The 22286-nt window shown below is 52.7% G+C and carries 17 protein-coding genes; 5 read left to right on the top strand and 12 right to left on the bottom strand.

Features of this window, described 5'->3' with window-relative positions:
- Complete coding sequence (locus TH5_RS21245; RefSeq protein ID WP_114123553.1) at positions 1-519, bottom strand: TRAP transporter small permease subunit; 519 nt, start codon at positions 517-519, stop codon at positions 1-3.
- A 17-nt stretch (positions 520-536) separates the two neighbouring features.
- Positions 537-1598 (bottom strand): TRAP transporter substrate-binding protein DctP, encoded by a 1062-nt coding sequence (gene dctP, locus TH5_RS21240; protein WP_114123552.1) that lies wholly within the window; start codon positions 1596-1598, stop codon positions 537-539.
- 435 nt (positions 1599-2033) lie between these two features.
- Here dctP and TH5_RS21235 point away from each other — a divergent pair, with 435 nt between their 5' ends.
- Positions 2034-3515 (top strand): Na+/H+ antiporter family protein, encoded by a 1482-nt coding sequence (locus tag TH5_RS21235; RefSeq protein ID WP_114123551.1) that lies wholly within the window; start codon positions 2034-2036, stop codon positions 3513-3515.
- Between the two features lie 89 nt (positions 3516-3604).
- Here the strand turns inward: TH5_RS21235 and TH5_RS21230 are convergent, their stop codons facing one another.
- Positions 3605-4192, bottom strand: coding sequence for a hypothetical protein (locus TH5_RS21230; protein ID WP_114123550.1), 588 nt, complete (start codon positions 4190-4192; stop codon positions 3605-3607).
- A gap of 221 nt (positions 4193-4413) precedes the next feature.
- Between TH5_RS21230 and TH5_RS21225 the strand changes: the two genes are divergently transcribed.
- The gene (locus tag TH5_RS21225) at positions 4414-5838 is read left to right on the top strand and encodes a hypothetical protein (protein ID WP_114123549.1); all 1425 of its coding nucleotides are present in this window, start codon (positions 4414-4416) and stop codon (positions 5836-5838) included.
- A 58-nt stretch (positions 5839-5896) separates the two neighbouring features.
- Here TH5_RS21225 and TH5_RS21220 read toward each other — a convergent pair whose 3' ends face one another.
- The 5 genes from TH5_RS21220 to TH5_RS21200 form a co-directional block, all read right to left on the bottom strand.
- Positions 5897-7294, bottom strand: a complete 1398-nt coding sequence (locus tag TH5_RS21220; protein ID WP_114123548.1) for an NAD(P)(+) transhydrogenase (Re/Si-specific) subunit beta — start codon at positions 7292-7294, stop codon at positions 5897-5899.
- Positions 7295-7306: 12 nt separating this feature from the next.
- Entirely contained in the window at positions 7307-7750 is a 444-nt protein-coding gene (locus TH5_RS21215) for an NAD(P) transhydrogenase subunit alpha part 2 (RefSeq protein WP_114123547.1), read from the bottom strand.
- The gene (locus tag TH5_RS21210; protein WP_114123546.1) at positions 7743-8903 is read right to left on the bottom strand and encodes a Re/Si-specific NAD(P)(+) transhydrogenase subunit alpha; all 1161 of its coding nucleotides are present in this window, start codon (positions 8901-8903) and stop codon (positions 7743-7745) included. Before TH5_RS21210 ends, TH5_RS21215 begins: the two co-directional genes overlap by 8 nt.
- A 719-nt stretch (positions 8904-9622) precedes the next feature.
- Positions 9623-11002, bottom strand: a complete 1380-nt coding sequence (locus TH5_RS21205) for an ABC1 kinase family protein (RefSeq protein ID WP_114123545.1) — start codon at positions 11000-11002, stop codon at positions 9623-9625.
- A 1-nt stretch (position 11003) separates the two neighbouring features.
- The gene (locus tag TH5_RS21200) at positions 11004-12779 is read right to left on the bottom strand and encodes a M3 family oligoendopeptidase (RefSeq protein WP_114123544.1); all 1776 of its coding nucleotides are present in this window, start codon (positions 12777-12779) and stop codon (positions 11004-11006) included.
- A 445-nt stretch (positions 12780-13224) separates the two neighbouring features.
- On the opposite strand from TH5_RS21200, the gene TH5_RS21195 reads away from it, so the two are divergent.
- The gene (locus TH5_RS21195) at positions 13225-15045 is read left to right on the top strand and encodes an AMP-dependent synthetase/ligase (RefSeq protein WP_114111823.1); all 1821 of its coding nucleotides are present in this window, start codon (positions 13225-13227) and stop codon (positions 15043-15045) included.
- 9 nt (positions 15046-15054) lie between these two features.
- Positions 15055-15477: an ATP-binding protein gene (locus tag TH5_RS21190; RefSeq protein WP_114123543.1), complete on the top strand. Its 423-nt coding sequence runs from the start codon at positions 15055-15057 to the stop codon at positions 15475-15477.
- A 4-nt stretch (positions 15478-15481) separates the two neighbouring features.
- Here the strand turns inward: TH5_RS21190 and TH5_RS21185 are convergent, their stop codons facing one another.
- Together TH5_RS21185 and clpB are read right to left on the bottom strand one after the other, a co-directional pair.
- Entirely contained in the window at positions 15482-16288 is an 807-nt protein-coding gene (locus tag TH5_RS21185; RefSeq protein WP_244204994.1) for a DUF4197 domain-containing protein, read from the bottom strand.
- Between the two features lie 116 nt (positions 16289-16404).
- Positions 16405-18996 (bottom strand): ATP-dependent chaperone ClpB, encoded by a 2592-nt coding sequence (gene clpB, locus TH5_RS21180; RefSeq protein WP_114123541.1) that lies wholly within the window; start codon positions 18994-18996, stop codon positions 16405-16407.
- A 385-nt stretch (positions 18997-19381) separates the two neighbouring features.
- On the opposite strand from clpB, the gene TH5_RS21175 reads away from it, so the two are divergent.
- Entirely contained in the window at positions 19382-20152 is a 771-nt protein-coding gene (locus TH5_RS21175) for an MOSC domain-containing protein (protein ID WP_114123540.1), read from the top strand.
- Between the two features lie 29 nt (positions 20153-20181).
- On the opposite strand, the gene TH5_RS21170 is transcribed toward TH5_RS21175, so the two are convergent.
- Together TH5_RS21170 and TH5_RS25695 are read right to left on the bottom strand one after the other, a co-directional pair.
- Positions 20182-21762 (bottom strand): type IV secretory system conjugative DNA transfer family protein, encoded by a 1581-nt coding sequence (locus tag TH5_RS21170; RefSeq protein ID WP_114123539.1) that lies wholly within the window; start codon positions 21760-21762, stop codon positions 20182-20184.
- Between the two features lie 157 nt (positions 21763-21919).
- A partial coding sequence (locus TH5_RS25695; RefSeq protein ID WP_208638508.1) for a hypothetical protein occupies positions 21920-22286 on the bottom strand: 367 nt, incomplete at its 5' end.

Here is a 22286-nt window from a genome sequence, read left to right as displayed (position 1 = left end):
TCAGATATCCACCTCTTTTGGAGATCCGGCAGTACCCTGATAGGCGCGCAGACCCTGAACACATAATTGCAGACACAGGGCAAACAGCCCGATGGCAAGCAATCCATAGAACGGCCACATCAAAGGTGCCCACGGGCTTACGGTCTCGACCTCTCCGGTTTCAAATGCCCGCCACGCTTTTTTGGTCGCGACCCAGGATAACCCGGCAAAGATCGGGCACAGCAAGATCAGAAAGACCGTGCCTTCAATGCCTGCCCTGACTTTCTGCGGAAACCTGGACGACAGGAAATCGATCCGGACATGGGCATCTTCGCGCAGGGCCTGTGCGGCCCCCAGTACAAAGAGTGTCCCGGTTGCCATATAGGCAATATCAAAGGCCCAGAGTGTCGGCGCGTTAAACAGATAACGCGCCAATACCTCATAGATCATGGAGACGACCAGAGCCATTGCGACAAACTCCGCCACGCGGGAAAACACAATGGAAAGCCGGTCGACGAAACGAAACAGACTGGACAACATGGTCGCCTCCGCCAGTTTTAGTTCTGGTTACGGATCAGATAGCCGCTTTCGGCAGACCAGCGGTCCTTGAAGGCGCTGTAATCGGCAAGAATGTCAGACATCTGTGCCCGACCGGCTTCCTTTTCCGCGACCGCAGTTTTGGAAACCCAGTCATTCCCCGCATCCGAAAGCTGTTTGACGAATTCCGGCTCCAGCGTGATGATCTCGTTCTTGCCTTTGCTGAATTCTTCCATCGCCTTCATGTCCTTGTCGTAGAAGCTGACAAGCCCCTGAAGGGTGGTAAGTTCGGCTGCCGCTTCGATCAACGGCTTCAGCTCATCATCAAGCGCATCCCAGGTTTCCTGCTTCACAACCACTTCCCAAAGGAAAGTCGGCTGATGCACGCCCGGCACGATGATATAGGGGGCAGCTTCGTGAAAACCCTCAGGCAGGTTGCCCGACGGCGGTCCCCACTCGATGGCATCAACGCCTTTACGCTGCAGAAGCGTATAGATTTCCCCCGGCGGTACAACGGTCGGAACCGCGCCGAAATATTCCGCCATCACTTTGGCCCATGGACCCGACGTACGGTATTTCAGGCCCTTAAGATCCTCGGCAGAACGGATCGGTTTGTTGGCATGTGCAAGGATTTCCGATGAACCGATACCAACGATCAGGTTTTTGAAACCTTCCGCTGCACGGATTTCGGAGAGCTTTTCCTTGCCGCCACCTTCATAAATCCAGGTCGTGAAGGCTTCCGGGCCCATACCACCCGGGAAACCGGCAAAGATCGCGTTAACCGGATCCTTGTTCACCAGATAGCTCGGCGTGGAATGGCCGGCTTCGACAATCCCGTCGCGAACACCGTCATACACCTGAAGCGCCGGAACCAGAACGCCTGCACCAAAAGGCTGAATTTCAACCTTGTCCTCGGTCAGAAGCTTCACGTTACCCGCAAACCGTTCGAGGAAATTGACATAAAACGGCGAACCTTCCGGCACCGAAGTCGGAACACGCCACGTCACATCTGCCGCAAAGGCGGGCATCGCCACCATGGACAGCCCCACCGCAAACGCGCCCTTTTTAAGAAGATTGAACATATTTGCTTCCCTGATTTTTGCACCAGCAAGGATGGTTCATCCTGTGCCTCTGGCTAGGAAAACATAATGTATACTTGTTGTCGACTTAAAATTTATACAATATACAAATTTCAAAATCACAACTACTTGCGAGGCAATCCTTCTCCGAAACGCTGAATTTTATCGTCGTAATTGATGCCGCGCTCAGCCGATCAGAACTCCCGATCCTTTAAAAATCTTTCAACATCAATGCCCTGACCACACCGGGATTATGGGACCAAGCGTAGACAGGTTTGGGACCCTTGTTTCCAGCCCACCTCCCCGGATCGCATAGCTGTCATTCCCGCTAAGTTTTTTGTCTTGGCATCGGATTGTTTTAAACAATTCCCCGGCAGGTCTTCACTCGCCATGCGCAAAACACCTTTGCGCCACCACCAACCAGTCAATCGGGGAGACATGACTGTGAACACACAAACCGATACCGGCAGCGCCCCCGCCGGATCTGATTTCAATGGATATTATCGACTGACCCGCGTCCTGCCCGCCATCGCCGTGATGGCCGCGATATATGGCATTGCCGCACTGGTCGATTACCATATCAATGCTGTCCTGCTGACCATCGTTGTCATGATTGCACTGTGTCTTTTGCGCGTGCCAGTGCCGATCGCCCTTATCTCGGCCGCCTTGCTTGGCGCATTACACGCCGGGATGGATACAACCACCGCCATCGGCGCGCTTAATGACAACCTTCTGGTCGGCGCACAGGTCGGCATGACCTATGTGATGATCGGTGCCTTTGCGGTTGCGATTGCGCGTTCGGGTATTCTTGACCTGTTTGCCCAAAAGATCGCCGCCCGTGTCGGAAGTGATGCGCAAGGTACTTCAAAGGACCTTAAGTGGTTCCTGTTTGCGATCTTCATTTTCTGTTCGTTGATTTCGCAGAATCTGGTGCCGGTTCATATCGCCTTTATCCCGGTGATGATCCCGCCGCTTCTGGCGGTATTCAATCGCCTGCGGATAGACCGTCGGGCCATTGCCTGCATCCTCGCCTGCTCGATCAGCTTTTCCTATCTGCTGCTGCCGACAGGCTTTGGGGCGATTTACCTTAATGAAATACTGATGGCCAATGTCAACGACGTTGGCGTAGCCTATGACCTTTCCATGACGGCCGATATGGCGCCCAAGGCCATGTTCCTGCCGGTTATGGGGATTGTTGCCGGGATGCTGGTTGCAGTCTTCATCACCTATCGCAAACCACGCGATTATGTGACCGATCCATCTGCCGAGAACCATATCAACCCGGCCAAGCCGGTGTCGATCAATCCGCTTCAACTGCTGGCAACCGTTGCAGCCCTTGCCGTTGCGCTGATCTGCCAGCTGCAGTTTGACAGCCTTCTGGTCGGTGCGATGATCGGCTTTGTCATTCTGGCGGCGGCAGGCATTTTCCGATGGCGGGCACAGGATGATGTTTTCACCGAAGGCATGCGAATGATGGCCCAGATTGCCGTGATCATCACCATCGCATCGGGCTTTGCCGGGGTGCTTGATGCCACCGGCGAAATTGCCCCGCTGGTGCAGGCCAGTGCCGAACTGATCGGCGATAACAAGGCACTTGGGGCGCTCATCATGCTTCTGGTCGGCCTCTTCATCACCATCGGCTTTGGCGACAGCTTCGCCAGCGTGCCGATCCTGGCTCCGATCTATATCCCTCTGGCACTGGCCCTTGGCTTCTCGCCCATGGCAACCATTGCGCTTCTGGGGGCGTCGGCCGCCCTTGGCGATGCCGGATCACCGGCATCCACCATCACCCTTGGCGCAACATCGGGCCTTAATGCCGACGGGCAGCACGACCATGTGAAGGATTCCGTGATCCCCACATTCATACACGCCAATTTCGGCATGGTCCTGTTTGCATGGATTGCGGCGATGATCCTTTGATCAAATCCGCACAATAAAGCCGTGACCAAACAACAAACCCGTCCGATATCCGTCGGACGGGTTTTATTTTGCTGACTGAAACCCGGGTATCATTTCGACCCGAACAGCCAGTCAAAGACCCCTTCAACAGCTCCCTTTCTGGCGTCATCAGACTGTGTAGCGTCTTCGCGCACCAAAAGCCCGAACTGGCTTTTATAGACCATATAGGTATTGGAGACCTCGATATCGGTAAAAGTCGAACTGCCATATTCGGCATCGATCAGGAAATTCCAATCTGCCACCAGCTTGCCAATATCAATCCCCTTGGTCGCACCAAGGTCATAGGCCATATGCGGGCGGGTGTTCTGATCTTCGATATCTTGGTATCGGCCTTCCAGCCGCACCAGCTTGTAACGGGAATCCACGCCAAGAATATTGGCCCACGGCTTGATCTTCACAAACTCGGCATCAATCCGCCACTGATCGCCGTAAATCACGTATTTGCCAGGAATGTCATTACCGGGCAGTGTCAGATAGGCATTGTATTCCTGATTTCCGACTTCCTCAAACGTGATCCGCGCCACCGGTTCCTCGGCTGTCAGCCGGAAATAGGTGATGAAAATACCAGAAACCGATACCACCACCGCCAGCGACAACAGCATAATCGTAAAAGCGGATACTTTCAGAAGTCGGAACATCAAGTCCTCAACAATACTGGACAATCTCGGTAAATAGCCAAGCGTCAGACTTAGTACCGAAAGCTAACTAGTCAAATTGATTAATCTAATTTTTGCGCTAGCCTCTTCACAAACCGACAAAAATAACCAAAAACTGAAAAATCCAGAAAAAATCAATTAAAAGTTGACAAAAAATCCAACCCACACAAAATTAGCAAATCAAAATATAGTGGTGAGGAACAATGAAATTCTCAGAATTTTTCGATGTTGACTACACCGATGATCTACCTTGGTTTGACCCGCTGCTAACCATTGATACGAAGTTATTCATTGACCCATTCCTAATATTCCAGAATGAATTTGGCCCATTTGTCGGCGCCCACAATGAACTAGTTGAATATTTCAATGAAGTGTTCGAAATCATGGCTTCAGCCAATAACGTCCCGAGGCTCCGCAGAAAAGCGACCAACCTGCTAAAGTTTCCAGAGATGGAGGAGCTAATGTTAGGATATACAGCTTTTGGAACACGTGGTGGTGGAACCGGAACAAAAAAAGCTGAACTGATTGCAGCAGGTATTGAGCGTGCAATCAATTTCTCAATCATGGACTCAGCACACTTTGAAACCATACAATTACTGCAAGAAGGGATCGGACCAGACCTTATTTCCGACGCAACGGGCAATATTTTGCGTCATCGTTTTGCTGATTATACTGAATCTGTATGTAAAGAGCACGGAATTACTGCAATACAAAGATCAACCTATGTTCGAGGAAAGTTCAACACTGCTTCAGGCCGTTGGGAACAACAACACTACAACTTACCTCACAACCCTTGGAATAAGAAACCAATACTACTCTGTCCCAAAGATTACTTGAGACCACTTCCAACATTGAACCCCGATGACTACTGGGGGTTTTGTTGTGATTTTGACTCAAAATCACTTAGAGAAGAGTTTGGAGACGATATTAAAAGGAACGTAAAAAAAGAAATAATATTAGAAAAAGCCATTAAAGATTTCTCTTCCGTTGAAAGCTTTGTCAGATTTATCGAAAAAATCGGAGGAACCCCATATGATATGGAAAAAGATCCAAAAGGTTTAATAAAGTGGTATAATAAGACAAAAGAATTTGCTCTATCTAATCCGCAGGAACTTTCCTTCTCATCCTCCAATACATTCAACAAATTTATTTTTGAAATATGTGAAATATTCAAAAATTACATTGAGAACCAAGGTGGATGGCAACTTATATACAACGATAACGGCAGACCAAAATCAGAAGAAGCAAGCCAGTTCTCTTTTCTTGGAATTGTTACTCATTACTGTCGAGCGAACAACATCGACCTATCCAGAGAAGTAAATATAGGAAGAGGTCCTGTTGATTTTAAAACATCTCAGGGAAGCGAGAAAAAAGCGTTATTAGAGCTCAAACTCGCCTCCAACACAAAATTCTGGAATGGCCCCAAAAAACAACTAAAAAAATACTTAGAGGCTGAAAATATTGATTACGGAGTTTTCGTGGTTATCGTTCACACAGAGAAAGAACTTGAAAAGATTAAAGACCTTAGGAAGATAGTTAATGAAATAAATAGCAACAACGATTTTACAATAGATTTTATAGTCGTTGAGGCGGAGTTCAAACCAGCATCAGCTTCTAGGCTGATTTAGATTACAAAAGAGGGCAACCAATAGGTTGCCCTCTTGTCGCAGTATTTGGATTGTTAAATCACTCGTCGAGATGCGTGACAATCTCTTCGCACATCTTTTTGGCGTCACCGAACAGCATCATCGTATTGTCCTTGAAGAACAACTCGTTCTGGATACCGGCGTAACCTGCCGACATTGAACGCTTGATGAACAGAACGGTTTTGGCTTTTTCGACCTCAAGGATCGGCATGCCAAAGATCGGCGATGACGGGTCGGTTTTGGCCGCCGGGTTAGTGATGTCGTTGGCACCAATCACAAAGGCCACATCCGCTGTGCCGAAATCGCGGTTGATTTCTTCCATTTCAAGCACGTCGTCATAGGGGACATTCGCCTCCGCCAGAAGCACGTTCATGTGGCCTGGCATACGCCCCGCCACCGGATGGATGGCATAGCGGACATTAACGCCCTCGGCCTTGAGGATATCCCCCATTTCACGAAGCGCATGCTGGGCCTGTGCGACCGCCATGCCGTAACCCGGCACGATGATCACGCTGGACGCGTTTTTCATGATGAAGGCCGCATCGTCGCTGGAGCCCGACTTGACCGAACGGTCGCCATCGGTTCCGGCCACCGGGCCTGCATCGCCCTCGGTCCCGAAGCCACCAAAGATGACGTTAAAGATCGACCGGTTCATGCCCTTGCACATGATGTAGGACAGGATCGCACCCGATGCGCCGACAAGCGCGCCGGTAATGATCAGGGCGTTGTTCTGAAGCGTAAAGCCGATGCCGCATGCCGCCCACCCCGAATAGGAGTTCAGCATCGAGACAACAACCGGCATATCCGCCCCGCCAATCGGAATGATCAGCGTCACGCCAAGCACCAGTGCAAGCGCGACCAAAATCCAGAAAGCCATGTGGCTTTCGGTGGTCACAACGATGATGCCAAACACCAGTATCCCGATTGCAATTGCAAGATTGAGCATATGCTGCCCGGTAAAGCGAACCGGCGTACCCGATACGATCCCCTGCAACTTGCCAAAGGCAACAAGCGAGCCGGTGAAGGTAATCGCACCAATGGCAACACCAAGGCCCATTTCAATCAGGCTGGCAGCACCAATATTGCCTGCCGTGCCAATGCCATAGGCCCCCGGCGAATAAAGGGCGGCGGCGGCAACGAACACCGCTGCCAGACCGACTAGCGAGTGGAAGGCAGCAACAAGTTGCGGCAATGCCGTCATCTTGATCTTGAGCGCGATGACCGTACCAATGGCCCCGCCAAGCAAAATGCCGACAATGATGGTGGTATAAGACACGACTTCGGGTGATGCCAGGGTGGTCAGAATGGCAATCGCCATCCCCACCATGCCAAGGATATTCCCGTTACGTGCCGTTTCAGGTGAAGACAGACCGCGCAGCGACAGAATGAAGCAGACGGACGCCACCAGATACAGGAAAGCCGATAGGTTTTCCGACATTGTGTGTTCCCCCTACTTCTTTTTCTTGAACATGTGCAGCATGCGCTGTGCCACGATGAAACCACCAAAGATGTTGACCGACGCCAGCACCACGGCGAGGAACCCCATCGCCTTGGACAGGTTCATCTCGATCGGGCCTGCCGCCAGAAGCGCGCCGACAATGATCACCGATGAAATGGCATTGGTCACCGCCATCAGCGGCGAATGAAGGGCCGGGGTTACTTTCCACACGACGTAATAGCCGACAAAGCAGGCCAGAACGAAAACCGTCAGGCCAAGCACCGTCGGGCTGACACCGCTTGCATGGACAACCGTGGTGGCCGAACTGGCCATATCGCCCGCCTGATTGGCAAGGCTATCGGCAAGTTTTGCGGCCTTTTCGGCCAGACCAAGGGCTGCATCACGCAACTCGTTGGCGTTCTGGGCGGCATTATGGGTTACGGATTGATCAGCCATTTGCGACCTCCTCACCACCGAATTTCGGATGAACAACCTTGCCATCACGTGTCAGCATGGTTTCGACAATAATCTGGTCTTCAGCATTGAAGGCCAGCGTGCCCTTTTCCTTGTCAACGGACAGCGTGATGAAATTCAGAAGGTTCTTGGCATACATCGCCGTTGCATCGGTTGCGACGGAACTGGTGATGTTTTCAGGGCCAATGATTTTCACACCATTGGCCGTGACAACCGTTTCACCAAGTTTCGCACCCGCAACGTTGCCACCGCGTTCGGCGGCAAGATCGATAATGACCGATCCCGGCTTCATGCCTGCGACCATATCGGCGGTAACGATTTCCGGTGCCGGACGGCCCGGGATCAATGCGGTCGTGATGACGATGTCGGTCTTTGCCAGAACTTCCTTAAGCTTGGCGGCCTGTTTGGCCTTGTATTCATCCGACATTTCCTTGGCATAACCGCCTGCGGTTTCGCCGTCGGCTGCGTCATCCTCAACCTCGATAAAGGTCCCGCCAAGCGACTGAACCTGTTCCTTGACCGCCGGTCGCACGTCGAATGCGGAAACCACCGCGCCTAGGCGTTTGGCAGTCGCAATCGCCTGAAGACCGGCGACACCGGCCCCGACAACAACAATGCGTGCAGGCGGCAAAGTTCCGGCCGCCGTCATCATCATCGGATAAATCCGGCCAAATTCATGGGCAGCATCAAGCACCGCACGATAGCCCGCCAGGTTGGATTGCGACGACAGCACATCCATCGACTGGGCGCGTGAAATGCGCGGCATCAGTTCCATGGCAAAGGACGAAACCCCGGCCGCCGCCATTTTTTCAATCAGGTCCTTGCGATCATAGGGATCAAGCAAGGCGATGACGGCAGCCCCTTTTCTATAGGCAGCAAGCTCGTCGGTTTTGCCATCAACGACCGGTGGACGCACCTTCAGGATGACATCGGCATCCTTGACGGTGGTTTTCATTGTTTTGGCAATGGTTGCACCGGCATCGGCAAAGCGATCATCCGGTATGGCGGCGTTAATTCCGGCGCCAGCTTCGATTGCAACGTCAAACCCTAGACCAATCAGCTTCTTGACGGTATCTGGTGTAACGGCAACGCGCTTTTCCCCGGGCCATATTTCCTTTGGAACGGCCAGTTTCATCGCGTTCAACCTCCTTCCCTATCATTATGAATAAGCACGGCATTTTTGTTTTTTTGTGACGCGATCCGCATCTGGTGCACCTGCATCAGACGGGCCACGATTACCCTTGCCCGGCAAGAAAAAAGGCGGTTCTTCCGCTTTAACAGAAGAAACCGCCCACTTTCCCACCACGCATTCCGAGGCATAAAGCCTTGGCGACAAGTCAGGTCCCACCCGCCATTGGTGCTCAGGACAAACAATCAATGACGCCCTGCCTTGTCTGCGTTGGATGCAAGATGCGATTTCTTCCGGCTTGCGACAACATCAAAACCCTATAAAAAATCACTTTAACTTAATTTCAGTTTACATTATATCAAAACACATATGAGCGGTTTTTCGCACATATTATTTCCACCCTGTAACAGGTCCTTATCCCGAACAGATAGAATCAATCCCTTGATTTATGGAAGTTTCCCCTATTTCACGCCATCGCGGTAAGTGAATATTATTTGAAAAACACACCCGCAGGTTTTCATCAAACCCATCACAACGCAAGCAAAGAAAGGAAAAAGTTTTCAATACCCCGGGTCGTTCAAGTCGGGAAATTTCGGATTAAATAGCCGAAAAAGGATCATGTAAAACCGTATTGTTCCGAAATAGCCGATCAATTAGCAAATCGACCCAACCGATTCTTTCGATCCGGAACGTCAAAAATAAAATTATAAAACAGGGAAATCGGATCAGTTTTCTGGACGATCCAGCCCGACTTTGGAAAGGGCAGCATCCTGATTGCGGGCCAATATGTCCGCATCAAAGTTTCCGACCAGATCGTTGAATATCTGATACCAGTTCAGGTGCGCATCAAGGCGCAGGAACACCGCACCAAGCCCAACGGCCGCACGATCCACCAGAACAAATTCGCGCGGCGGCTTGACCCCACCGACGCGGCGCAATTCCCTATGCACCCTGCCCGCAACTTCGGCACCATAGGCCACCGAATTGGTTTCATCCATCCGGCGTTCACGATCATCAAGGATCGGGCCATACACAAAACCAGCCCAGATATTAAGAACATCAATCAGTTCTCGTGACGGGTTATCGAATCCCCAGCTTTGATAGGCATGAACCGCCTTTTCCTCGTCCTTATCCCGCAATGCTTCATAAAGCGTGATGACGGCATTGACGAAAGCAGGCGGGAAAATACGGATACAGCCGAAATCAAGCAGATTGACCGACAGATCGTCGCGCAGCGAATAGTTCCCCAGATGCGGATCGCCATGAATCACGCCATAACGGTAAAATGGCACATACCACGCACGAAACATGTTCAGCGCCACCTGATTGCGCGCTTCCTGCGACGGATCACTATCAAGGAATTTCTGGAATTTCTGCCCGGTCTGCCACGTCATGGTCAGAAGCCGCTTGGTCGTAAGGTCCATCACCGGTTCGGGCACATGCACACAATCCTCATCGGCCAGCATGTGGCGATAAAGCAGCATGTTGCGAGCTTCGCGCTCGTAATCGAGTTCTTCACGCAGGCGCGCGGTCAGTTCCAACTGGATATTTTCGGCATCAATCGCGCTGTCATACCGGCGATAGATCGCAAAGGCAGCGCGAAGCTGCTTAAGGTCGGCTTCCACTGTCGCCGACATATCGGGATATTGCAGCTTGCAGGCGACCTCGCGGCCATCTTCAAGTGTCGCACGATGAACCTGCCCGAGTGACGCCGCGGCAACCGCTTCATGGCTGAAATCGCCAAATCTTTCCTGCCATCCCGCCCCCAGTTCGGTGCGCATCCGGCGTTTGACAAACAGCCATCCCATACTGGGTGCATCGGCCTGAAGCGTTGCCAGAGCTTGGGTATATTCCTTTGGCAGGGCGTCGGGAATGGTCGACAGTATTTGCGCGACCTTCATCAACGGGCCCTTAAGCCCGCCCAAGGCGGATGTCAGTTCGGCGGCATATTTCGCATGATCGATATCACCGCCGAACATTTTTCCCGTGGCAAGGCGTGCAGCCAGCTTTCCAGCCGACGCCCCCACCTTCGCATAACGACGAACCCTCCCGCCGAACCGATTGCTCTCGTTTTGGGCGGTGAAATCTTCGTCGTCATTGCTCATCTCAGGAAAGTTCCTCCAACTCGTCGATCATGCGTTTGATCATGTTAAGGCCACGCTGCCAGAATGCCGGATCGGAGGCATCCAGACCGAACGGTGCCAGCAATTCCTGATGGCGCTTGGTGCCACCAGCTTTCAGCATGTCGAAATATTTCTGCTGGAAACCGTCTTCGGCATTTTCATAAACGTCATACAGAGAATTCACGAGGCAATCGCCAAACGCATAGGCGTAAACATAAAAGGGCGAATGGATGAAATGCGGGATATAGGACCAGTAATATTTGTACTCGTCCTCGTACCGGATCGCATCACCCAGACTTTCATGTTGTACGGCAAGCCAGATCTCGCAGATCTCATCGACCGTCAATTCACCTTCGCGGCGTTTGGTATGAACGCGTTTTTCAAATTCAAAGAACGCGATCTGGCGCACGACGGTGTTGAGCATATCCTCAACCTTGCCGGCCAGCATGATGCGTTTCATCTTCGGATCGGTTTCCGCGCGTAGCATCGACTGGAAGGTCAGCATTTCACCGAAAACGGATGCCGTTTCCGCAAGGGTCAGCGGTGTGTCGGACAGGAAATAGCCCTGCTCCCCGGCAAGAACCTGATGCACACCATGACCAAGTTCGTGCGCCAGCGTCATCACGTCACGCGTTTTGCCATGATAGTTCAGCAGCAAATATGGGTGGGCCGACGGCACAGTCGGATGGGCAAACGCCCCCGATGATTTACCGGCACGCGGCGGCACATCAATCCACGGATTATCAAAGAATTTCTGACCGACTTCTGCAAGCTCGGGCGAAAATTCGCCATATGCCTTAAGGACGGTTTTGCGTGCGGTATCCCAATCGATATGGCGATCATCATCATCGGGAAGCGGCGCATTGCGATCCCAGTAATCAAGCTGATCAACACCAAACCATTTGGCTTTCAGGCGGTAATAGCGATGCGACAGATCGGCATGGCTGCTGGCGACAGCGGAATTAAGCGCTTCGACAACTTCGTCCTCGACCTGGTTGGACAGGTTGCGCGCCGACACGGGGGTTGCGAATTTACGCAGCCGGTCGTCAATTTCCTTGTCCTTCGCCAACGTGTTGGTGATATGGGCCAGAAGCTTGATGTTTTTGCCCAGCACATCGCCAATCGATTTTGCCGCCGCCTTGCGTTCCGCCACCTTGGTCGAAGACAGCATGTTGGCGACATCCGACATGGTCAGTTCTTCGCCATTCATCGGGAACCGCAAATCGGCCATCGTCTGATCGAACAAACGCACCCATGCGCTTGAACCGGCAACACGGCGTTCATGCAGGACCTGCTCGACCTCGTCCGAAAGTTGGTGCGGACGGAAAGCACGGTTTTCATCAAGCCACGGGCGATAGCGGCGAAGGGCGGCACTTTCGCTATACTTGACCGAAAGGACTTCTTCTTCGATGCGGTTGATTTCAAGACCGAAGAACAACGACAGGCTGGAAATGCTGGTCATTTCTTCCTGAACGGATTGATAGAACTGGCCAATCGCGGCGTCCGAGCTATCGCCTGCATACAGCAGCTGCGCGAACGATCCGATCCGGCCGCAGATTTCGCTGACGGCTTCGTATTCGGCAATCGCGGCGGCAAGTTCATCGCCCGAAAGATCGGCAAGCTTGCCCTGATAGGTCTTCTGGAAGGCGTCTGAGCGGGATTTGGCATCATCAAGATCGCGCCGGATGGCCGGGTCTTTGGGATCGTTATAGAGATCGGTAAGATCCCATGTCGGCAAATTCTTGTCGATCGCGTTCATTTGTCCTCCAGACAGTCGATTATGTAACCGGGCCTATACATTCCGGCCTGAAACAGTCATGCCCCGATATATGATGGACGGGCGATCTGCGCCAGTGCCGATCACGGCTTTGCAGTTACAGACGCACCAAACAGGGCGAATTAGAGATCGACAATAGCGTTTTGATCCCGCCTTGTGAAATCGCTAACATCGATGGATATCAATGAATTTTTCCGATGATGTGAAGTCGTACTCATTTGAACCGTTCAAACATCATTTTCCGGCTGCGTAACGAAGCAATCCCTGATAACTAAATCAATGGGGTCAGGTGTATCCATGATGGAAAGTCCGGACTGCTGAGAGTCGTCACCAACATTTGCGATCACTTTGCAGTGACAGACTTGAACAGTGACGCCAAGATCACTGTATGAAGGCAAGAGAAACGACAACAAGGCAAGGAAGCGTCATGACGAATTTGCAGGATTATGCCGATTGGCAGAACTTGCCGTCGATGTTTTTCAAACAGGCTGAAAAATACGGGGATGCACCATTCTTGTGGACCAAGGATGGTGAAGCGGGTGATTTTGTCCCGACAAGTTGGAATGACGCCGCCGATCAGGTGCGCGCGCTAGCACGATCGCTATACAAAATTGGCGTCCGCCCCGGTGACCGGGTATTGCTGGTTTCGGAAAACCGCACCGAATGGGGCATTGCCGATCTGGCGATCATGTGTGTCGGCGCCCTGACCGTTCCGGCCTATACCACCAATACCGAGCGCGACCACCTGCACGCGATCGAAGACAGTGGTGCGGGCATTGCCATTATCTCGACCAAGAAACTCGCCCAGCCCTTCCTGCACGCAGCCCTTGATAGCGGGCGTTGCCGTCATGCCATCATGATGGAAGACTGGGGCCAAAGCTTTGTCGGCGATATCACCATAACCCGATGGGAAGATGTTATTTCGCAAGGTCGCGGACTGACAGACGACGTCGATGCATGGGTGTCGGAAATTGCGCGTGATCAACTGGCCTGCCTGATTTACACATCGGGTACCGGCGGGGCACCCAAGGGTGTGATGCTCAGCCACGGGGCGATCCTGTCAAACTGCATGGGTGCATTTGACATCATCGAAACGCTCGGAATTGACGAAGAAGTCTTTTTGTCTTTCCTCCCGCTGTCGCATTCCTATGAACATACGGCAGGCCTTTATTTCCCGATGAGCATCGGCGCGCAGATTTACTACGCCGAAAGCCTTGATAAGCTTGCCGCGAACCTGGCCGAAGTGCGCCCGACAATCATGACGGCCGTTCCGCGCCTTTATGAAATGCTCTATCAGCGTATGAGCCGCATGGTCGAAAAGGAAGGTGGCTTCAAACAGAAGCTGTTTAACCTGACACTCAGGCTTGGTCGCAAAACCTACGAAAAAGAACCGCTTAATCTGATCGAGAAATTTCAGAATTTCATCTGCGAAATCCTGCTGCGCCGTAAATTACGCCAGCGTTTCGGCGGCCGGATCAAGGCGATGGTATCGGGTGGCGGCCCCCTGAACTACGAACTGGGCGTCCTGTTTGTTTCATGCGGCATTCGCATCCTTCAGGGATATGGCCAAACCGAATTCGCCCCGGTTGTGTCGTGCAACCGTGCTGAAAACAATAAACTGCGTTCGGTTGGCCCACCGATGGTCGGGGCCGAGGCAAAAATCGCCGATGACGGTGAAATTCTTCTGCGCGGCGAAAGCATGATGAAAGGGTACTGGAACCTGCCCGAAGTCACCGCCGCCACCATCATTGATGGCTGGCTTCATACAGGTGATATCGGCAAGTTCGACGAAGAAGGCAGCCTTGTCATCACCGATCGCAAGAAGGATATCATCGTCAATTCCGGCGGCGATAACATCTCGCCGCAGCGGATAGAGGGGCTTCTGACCCTTGAAACCGAGATTTCACAAGCAATGGTTTACGGCGATGACAAACCCTATCTGGTTGCCGTTCTGTGGCCGGATGACGATTTTATGCGTGAATTTGCCAAGGAAAACGGGATTGAAAACAATATTGATACCCTTGGCGAGAACGAGGAATTCCGCAAAAAAATCCGCGCGGCTGTCGATCATGTCAACGGACGCCTTTCAACAATCGAAAAGGTTCGAAGCTTTACCTTCGCCGAAAGCCCATTCTCGATTGAAAACGAGATGCTGACACCCTCCATGAAAATCCGCCGTCACAAGATCAAGGCGGCGTATGGTCAGGCGCTTGATACCCTGTATCAGCGCAAACGCGGCGGCCAATAAGCCGGGCCAATGGCAAACCGTACGCCAACAAAACCGACATTAACTCTGATCCGGGGCCTTCCCGGATCAGGGAAATCGACTCTTGCTGCAACGATTTGCGAAAAGACCGACGCCATCCATCTCGAAGCAGATCAGTTCATGATCGACCACAACGGCGATTACCGGTTTGACGGTCGAAAACTGCGTGACGTCCACACGCGCTGCGAAACCGAATGCGATGGGTATCTATCCGCCGGACAAGGAGTTGTTGTTTCCAACACATTTAGTGAAATCTGGGAAATGCAGGCCTATCTCGACATGGCAGAACGTCATGACGTGCCGTTACAGATCATCGAATGCCATGGACAATTTCGTAATGTCCACGGCGTCCCCGACGATAAAATCGATGCCATGCGCAAACGCTGGCAACAGCTTCCTGATAGTTATCGCTAGCCGCTCAATTCACGGTCGAGAAGACCTTCTTGAGAACATCCGTTGTCCAGCGTGCCGGATCGTTGCGGATATCGGCTTCCTGCTTTGCGATGTAATAAAACAGGCCATCCATCGCCTTGTTGGTCGCGTGATCGGAAAGTGATGCCTTGATGTCAGGCACCATCGGCAATGTGTCGTACTGTCCCATCATTTGATCGTAAAGCTGCAGTGCGCCGGTATCAGCCAATGCTTCGCCAATCATCGGTCTTAACCTGTTTTCGATATCGCCACCCGACACACGGCGCAGATATTTTGTCGCCGCGTCTTCAGGCCCGTCCAGAATACCCTTGGCGTCTTCGAGCGTCATGCGGCTGACGGCATCGGCCAGAATATCACCGGCATCCCGCATCGTCTGTTCGGCCGCACGGTTCATTCGCAATTCAATTTCTTCGCCGTAACTGCCAAGCCCTGCCGCACTTAGCAACGATTGGGCATGCTTGACGCTATCGGGCAGCGGTATATGCGCCACCGGATCGGCATTGAAACCGTCCGTTACGCCAAGGTCGGTGGTGACAACCTCAACCCCTTTATCAAGCGCCTGACGCAGGGCATCGGAAACCGTTTCATCCGAAAGCCCCGCCATCGATGCCGAACTACCGCCCGAACCGCTGCTGGTTGTGTTGTTCCCCGTCACGTTGCCAAGTGCTTCCTTGGCCTTGTCAAAAAAGGATTGCGCCGATGCATCAACCGATATTCCGGCGATCAGAGCCCAAAAAGAGGCTGATACGATCAGGCGGGTAAAGGTGGTGGATTTCGGTGGCTGTGCTCGCATAGATGTCCCCTTGGTTTTGATATTTTCATCATCCTGCAAGCAGATCATGGCCTTGAAAAGACAAAACCCCGATCAATGACCGGGGTTTTGCAACATTTCAAATTCAGGCTGATAGATCAGTCGACCAGCTCGACTTTCTTGCCATTCAGCAGCAACTGACCGCCTTCGGCCGAAACCGGAATGGTATCACCATCCTTAACCGTTCCTTCAAGGATCTGCATCGCCAGCGGGTTTTGCAGATAGCGTTGGACAACACGTTTAAGTGGACGCGCACCATAGACCGGATCATACCCCTTATCGGCAAGCCAGCTTTTGGCGAACTCGTCAAGTTGCAGGGTGATCTTGCGATCAAACAGCAGCTTTTCAAGGCGACCAAGCTGGATATCGACAATCGTATCCATCTGGGCACGTTTCAGGCGATGGAACAGAAGGACTTCATCGAGCCGGTTCAGGAATTCAGGACGGAACGATGCACGCACGACTTCCATGACCTGACTGCGCAATTCGCTGCTGTCGTGACCTTCTTCCTGATTGGCCAGAATGTCGGCCCCCAGGTTCGAGGTCAGGATAATCAGCGTATTGCGGAAGTCGACCGTCCGCCCCTGCCCGTCGGTCAGACGACCTTCGTCAAGGACCTGCAACAGAACGTTGAACACGTCGGGGTGGGCTTTTTCGACCTCGTCAAACAGCACCACCTGGTAGGGACGACGCCGCACTGCCTCGGTCAGCGAACCGCCTTCCTCGTACCCGACATAGCCCGGAGGCGCACCGATCAGACGCGCCACCGCATGCTTTTCCATGAATTCCGACATATCGATACGGACCATGGCCTGTTCATCATCAAACAGGAACTGCGCAAGCGCCTTGGTCAATTCGGTCTTACCAACACCGGTCGGGCCAAGGAACAGGAACGACCCCATCGGCCGGTTCGGATCCTGCAACCCAGCACGCGCACGGCGTACAGCATTCGAGATCGACCGAACAGCTTCATCCTGACCGACGACGCGTTTACGCAGGATATCTTCCATTCCCAGCAGCTTTTCACGTTCGCCTTCCAGCATCTTATCGACCGGAATACCCGTCCAGCGCGACACAACCGAAGCAATGTGCTTTTCAGTCACCGCTTCTTCTTTCATGCCGTCGGCCTGATCGTCTTCGGCCTTTTCAAGCAACCTTTCCAGTGCAGGGATTTCTTCGTATTGAAGCTGCCCGGCACGGTCCAGACGCCCGTCACGCATCGCACGTTCAAGTTCGCCGCGTGCCTGATCAAGCTGTTCCTTGATGTGGGTCGATGCCGCCAGTTCCTTTTTCTGGGCTTCCCATTTCGCAGTCAGCTCCGCCGATTTGCCTTCAAGTTCGGCCAGTTCCTTATCAAGGCGTCCCAGACGATCTTTCGATGCCCGGTCTTCCTCTTTCTTAAGAGCTTCGCGTTCGATCTTCAGCTGAATGATGCGGCGATCAAGTTCGTCAATTTCCTCGGGCTTGGAGTCAAGTTCCATCCGAAGACGCGACGCCGACTCATCCATAAGGTCAATCGCCTTGTCCGGCAAAAACCGATCCGTGATGTAACGGTTCGACAGCGTCGCCGCCGCAACCAGCGCATTATCGGCAATACGCACGCCGTGATGGAGTTCGTATTTTTCCTTAATGCCGCGCAGGATCGAAACCGTGTCAGAAACGCTTGGTTCGGAAACAAACACCGGCTGGAAACGACGGGCAAGTGCCGCGTCCTTTTCAATATGCTGGCGATATTCGTCCAGGGTTGTCGCCCCGACGCAGTGAAGTTCACCACGCGCCAGTGCCGGTTTCAAAAGGTTGGAGGCATCCATTGATCCCTCGGCCTTTCCGGCCCCGACCAGCGTGTGCAATTCATCAATGAACAGAACAATCTGCCCGGCCTCTGCCTCAATCTCGGACATCACCGCTTTCAGGCGTTCTTCAAACTCGCCACGGAACTTGGCACCGGCAATCAGCGCACCAAGATCAAGCGACAGAAGTTTTTTATCCTTGAGCGTTTCGGGCACATCCCCCTTGACGATGCGCAACGCCAGACCTTCAGCAATGGCAGTTTTACCCACTCCGGGCTCGCCAATCAGAACCGGGTTGTTTTTTGTCCGGCGCGACAGAACCTGAATGGCGCGGCGAATTTCTTCATCGCGACCAATCACAGGGTCAAGTTTGCCTTCACGTGCCGCCGCCGTCAGGTCACGTGCATATTTCTTAAGCGCGTCATACTGGTTTTCCGCACCAGCACTATCGGCCGTACGACCTTTGCGGATGTCGTTGATCGCCCCGTTCAGAGCCTGTGCGGTAACACCGGCATCGGCCAGAACCTTGCCAGCCACCGATTTGGGATCAAGCGCGATAGTCAAAAGCAACCGTTCGGCTGTGACATAGCTGTCACCGGCTTTCTTGGCGACTTCCTGTGCCTGATCAATCAGACGGGCAAACTCGGATGACAGATAAATCTGACCATTGCCGCCCGAAACCTTGGGCAGTTTTGCCAGTTCCTGTGCACAGCGATCCTGTGCAGTTTTGGGCTTTCCGCCCGCCGCTTTGATAAGATTTGCGGCTAGACCTTCTTCATCGTCAAGCAGCACTTTCAGAAGATGGATCGGCACAAATTGCTGATGGTTTTCACGCAACGCCAATGATTGCGCCGCCTGAAGGAACCCTTTGGACCGGTCCGTAAACTTTTCGAATTCCATGCCTGTCACTCCTTGAGCCAACAGTATCGTATCATGCGGACCTTCTTGGAAGCATCCGCGACCTTAAGTGGTTTTATCCACAATAGAAATTATCAATCATTCTATTGCCGACGTCTTTGATATGTCTCAGTTCCCGGTCTTTGCAAGACGATACCCCTACAAAAGTTGCAAGAATTATTTGTGCACCGCAGCACCATTTTCTGGCACCATTCAAGATTACGGCGAAAGGCGTTGTCATTCTGGCTAAATCTGTTGGCTGTCAACTAGCGGGAAGTCTTGCCCTCGGGATTACAACGCATTAACGTCGCCATTCATATTTTTCTGGCTCGTCTATCGGCCCGCCCCGTTTGCCGAAAGATAACCGCGCCCCACAGGATCGAACGCCATGACTATCGAACTCAAAGCCATAAAAAGATACCCGGTCAAAGGGCTAAGCGGCATCGAAATGCCTGCTGCTGACATCACGGCTCATCAGATGCTGAAAGATGACCGTCGCTTTATCATCGCGACCCAGTCATCGGTCGGACAGGACGGCGTGCATGAATGGGCACGCAAAAGCAATTTCCTGCAATTGGTCAACACGCCGAAACTCGCTGAACTTGGCATCGAATATGACGACGCAACAACAACGTTATCGATCCTGCGAAATGGTCGTGCAATCTGCAAAGGCAATCTTGAAGACAAGATGGGCCGCACCGTGGTCGAGGACTTTCTGAAGGCTTTCCTGAAAAATGACGCCGCCGGGACACCTAAAATCTATTCGGTCCCCAATGTCAGCTTTGGCGACATGAAGGAACCCTATATATCGGTCATCAATCTGGCATCGGTACGCGATTTCGGCGACCGTATTGTGCAGAAAGAAATTGATCCGATGCGGTTTCGTGGCAATCTGCTGATTGACGGGCTTGAGCCGTGGGCCGAACTGAAATGGGAAGAGGGCCAGATCGTTCAGATCAACAGCATTGATTTTCGGGTCATCCATCCGATCACGCGATGCAAGGCAACCAGTGTAAATCCAGGCACAGCCGAGTCTGATATCAACGTTCCGCTGATGCTGCGCAAGGGGTTGAACCACCTTTACATGGGAGTTTACGTCGAACCGGTCACTTCCGGCCAGATCCAGCCCGGCGACAAAATTGCCATTATCAAAGACTGACACGCGAGATTGTCACGCCCCGACGTCAGCTAGCTGAAAGTCGGGGCGTGGACTGCCATCCCCTGAAACATCTCGTCATGATACCAGTCAATCCGGTATGCACGGATCGGCGGGACACCTTTCCGAAACAGTATCTGTTCTTCGACCGGAAACCGCGCGACTTCAGTTGATCGCAGGATCGGCTGATTGTCCTGTGGTCGCAAATGCACCGGCCGGTCACCACTGGCACCGCCACCTGTATCGTTAAACTTCGACATCGCCGTCAGTCCGGAAACCCAGTCAAGGTTAAACGCGCCATCCTGGCTGAGCACCGAAATCGCATCCGCCCGCCCGACAACGTTTTCCCAGTTCAGGCAAACATCCATCAGGCCACTGACACCGGAAAAACCGGGCCAGATGATCATGCCATCGCCAAGCCCGCCACCCAGAAGACGTTCAAATAGCGGCATGCGGCCAATCGCCTCGATCCCGTCAAACAGAACCAGAAACTCCGCATCCCCGCTTTTCCAGTCGCGACGGGTAATAAGCTGCATCATGGCGCCAATCATCACCCGGCTGAATGCAGTCTGGGTGTCGGGTGTTTCCCCGCCCATCTGCCCGACAATGAAAATCGAGACGGGCCGACCGGTCAGATCATCAATGCCAAACGTGCTGTTGCTTACTACCCGTGCAATCGCGGGATTGTCGAAATCTGCTGTTGCCATGCGACATGCTTCGATAATCGACAGACGCTGGTCCTCGGTCATATCAAGAATGGTCAGGGCAATATCGGAAATCCTGCCATCGGCAGATTCGATTCCCATCAGTTCCTCAAGGATTTTATAAAACCGATGAGACGGCATCACCAGATTGCGCCGTACCTCGGCAAGGCTTCTGTTTTCTTTCAGGCTCTTTTGCATGGTGTAAACGATGAACCCCTGCAAAAGAGTACGTGCAGCACGGGTTTCCTGTTCGTCAAGTTCCTGAACAAAGACCGGCGCCAGCAATGTATCGGCAATCAACCCTGCATCCGCAATCAACCCTTCGCCCTGCTGGCGCATGAAATCGCAAGGATTGAACTGATCGCTTTCCGCCCCGGCCTGCCCATGTGGATCAATCAGAATGACCCGTTGCCCCAACTTCTTGCGGCGATCCTGCACGGCGCGGTAAATGCTGCCATGACGTTCATAAACAAACAGCGCACCAGTATGCAGCAGGGCGTTCGGTTCTGCCGAGGCGCGGTAATACTCTTCGGGTTTGCTGGAAAATGTGATCACCCGACGCAGTCCCGATGACCCGATCAACCTCTTCTCTGTTCCCCAGCGTCCGAGAACGATTGACGGCTTGGGATCAAGAAGCTTGCGAGCGTCAAGGTCTTCTACCTTCGCCCACTGGCCTTCGGCCTTCATTCTTGCGGCCTGCATCGGCGAAACGGATTGCTTTTTCTTGGACGGCGACGATTGCAGACGATTAAGGACGATAACAATCAGCGGCAGGAACATCGGAATGATAAAACAGACAGCCCCTAGCAAAGCCAGTTCATAGTCACCGTTAAACACGCCAAGCGCGACAACCATCGCGCCAAGCGCCCACAGCAGCACCATGACGACCCGGAACAGACCTGTTCCCATCATTCACCCCCAAGAATGTTTGCCTGTCTTTTGGCGAAGTGACCCCGTTGCATTTTTATGCCTTTAGCCCCGCCAGCAGGCCCCGTGACCATCAAGTGATATCAGTTAAAATCGGAAGTTGCACCATATTACCTATTTATGGACGGGCAGTTTCACATCAAGAAGTCCAATTGACAGTCCGGTAAATAAACCAGTCAAAACGCTGCTTTTCAAAACCAGAAAACAACAAACCCCGCGGGATTTCTCCGACGGGGTCTGTTGTAATCGCGTAAGGCAAAGAATCAGGCAGAAACAGTTTCCGCCGATTTATCTTCGCTTGAGCCTTCTTCGCCGTCTTCACGACCGGCAGCGCGGCTGCGGCCACGACGAGCTGTCGGATGACGACCGCGTGTGCGGCTTGTTCCGGCAGCGGCTTTGCGCGGTTTTTTTTCTTCGCCATCTGCGGATGTATCCGCATCGGCATTGTCAGCCGGCGCAATATCCAAAGACGGCTGGTCACTGTCTTCGGACGCCGCCTTTGGCGG

Origin of the sequence: Thalassospira xianhensis MCCC 1A02616 (assembly GCF_003326475.1) — a bacterium.
GTDB classification, from domain to species: domain Bacteria; phylum Pseudomonadota; class Alphaproteobacteria; order Rhodospirillales; family Thalassospiraceae; genus Thalassospira; species Thalassospira xianhensis.
Note: the sequence above shows the minus strand (reverse complement) of the source record. Positions and strands in the feature narration are given on the sequence as shown.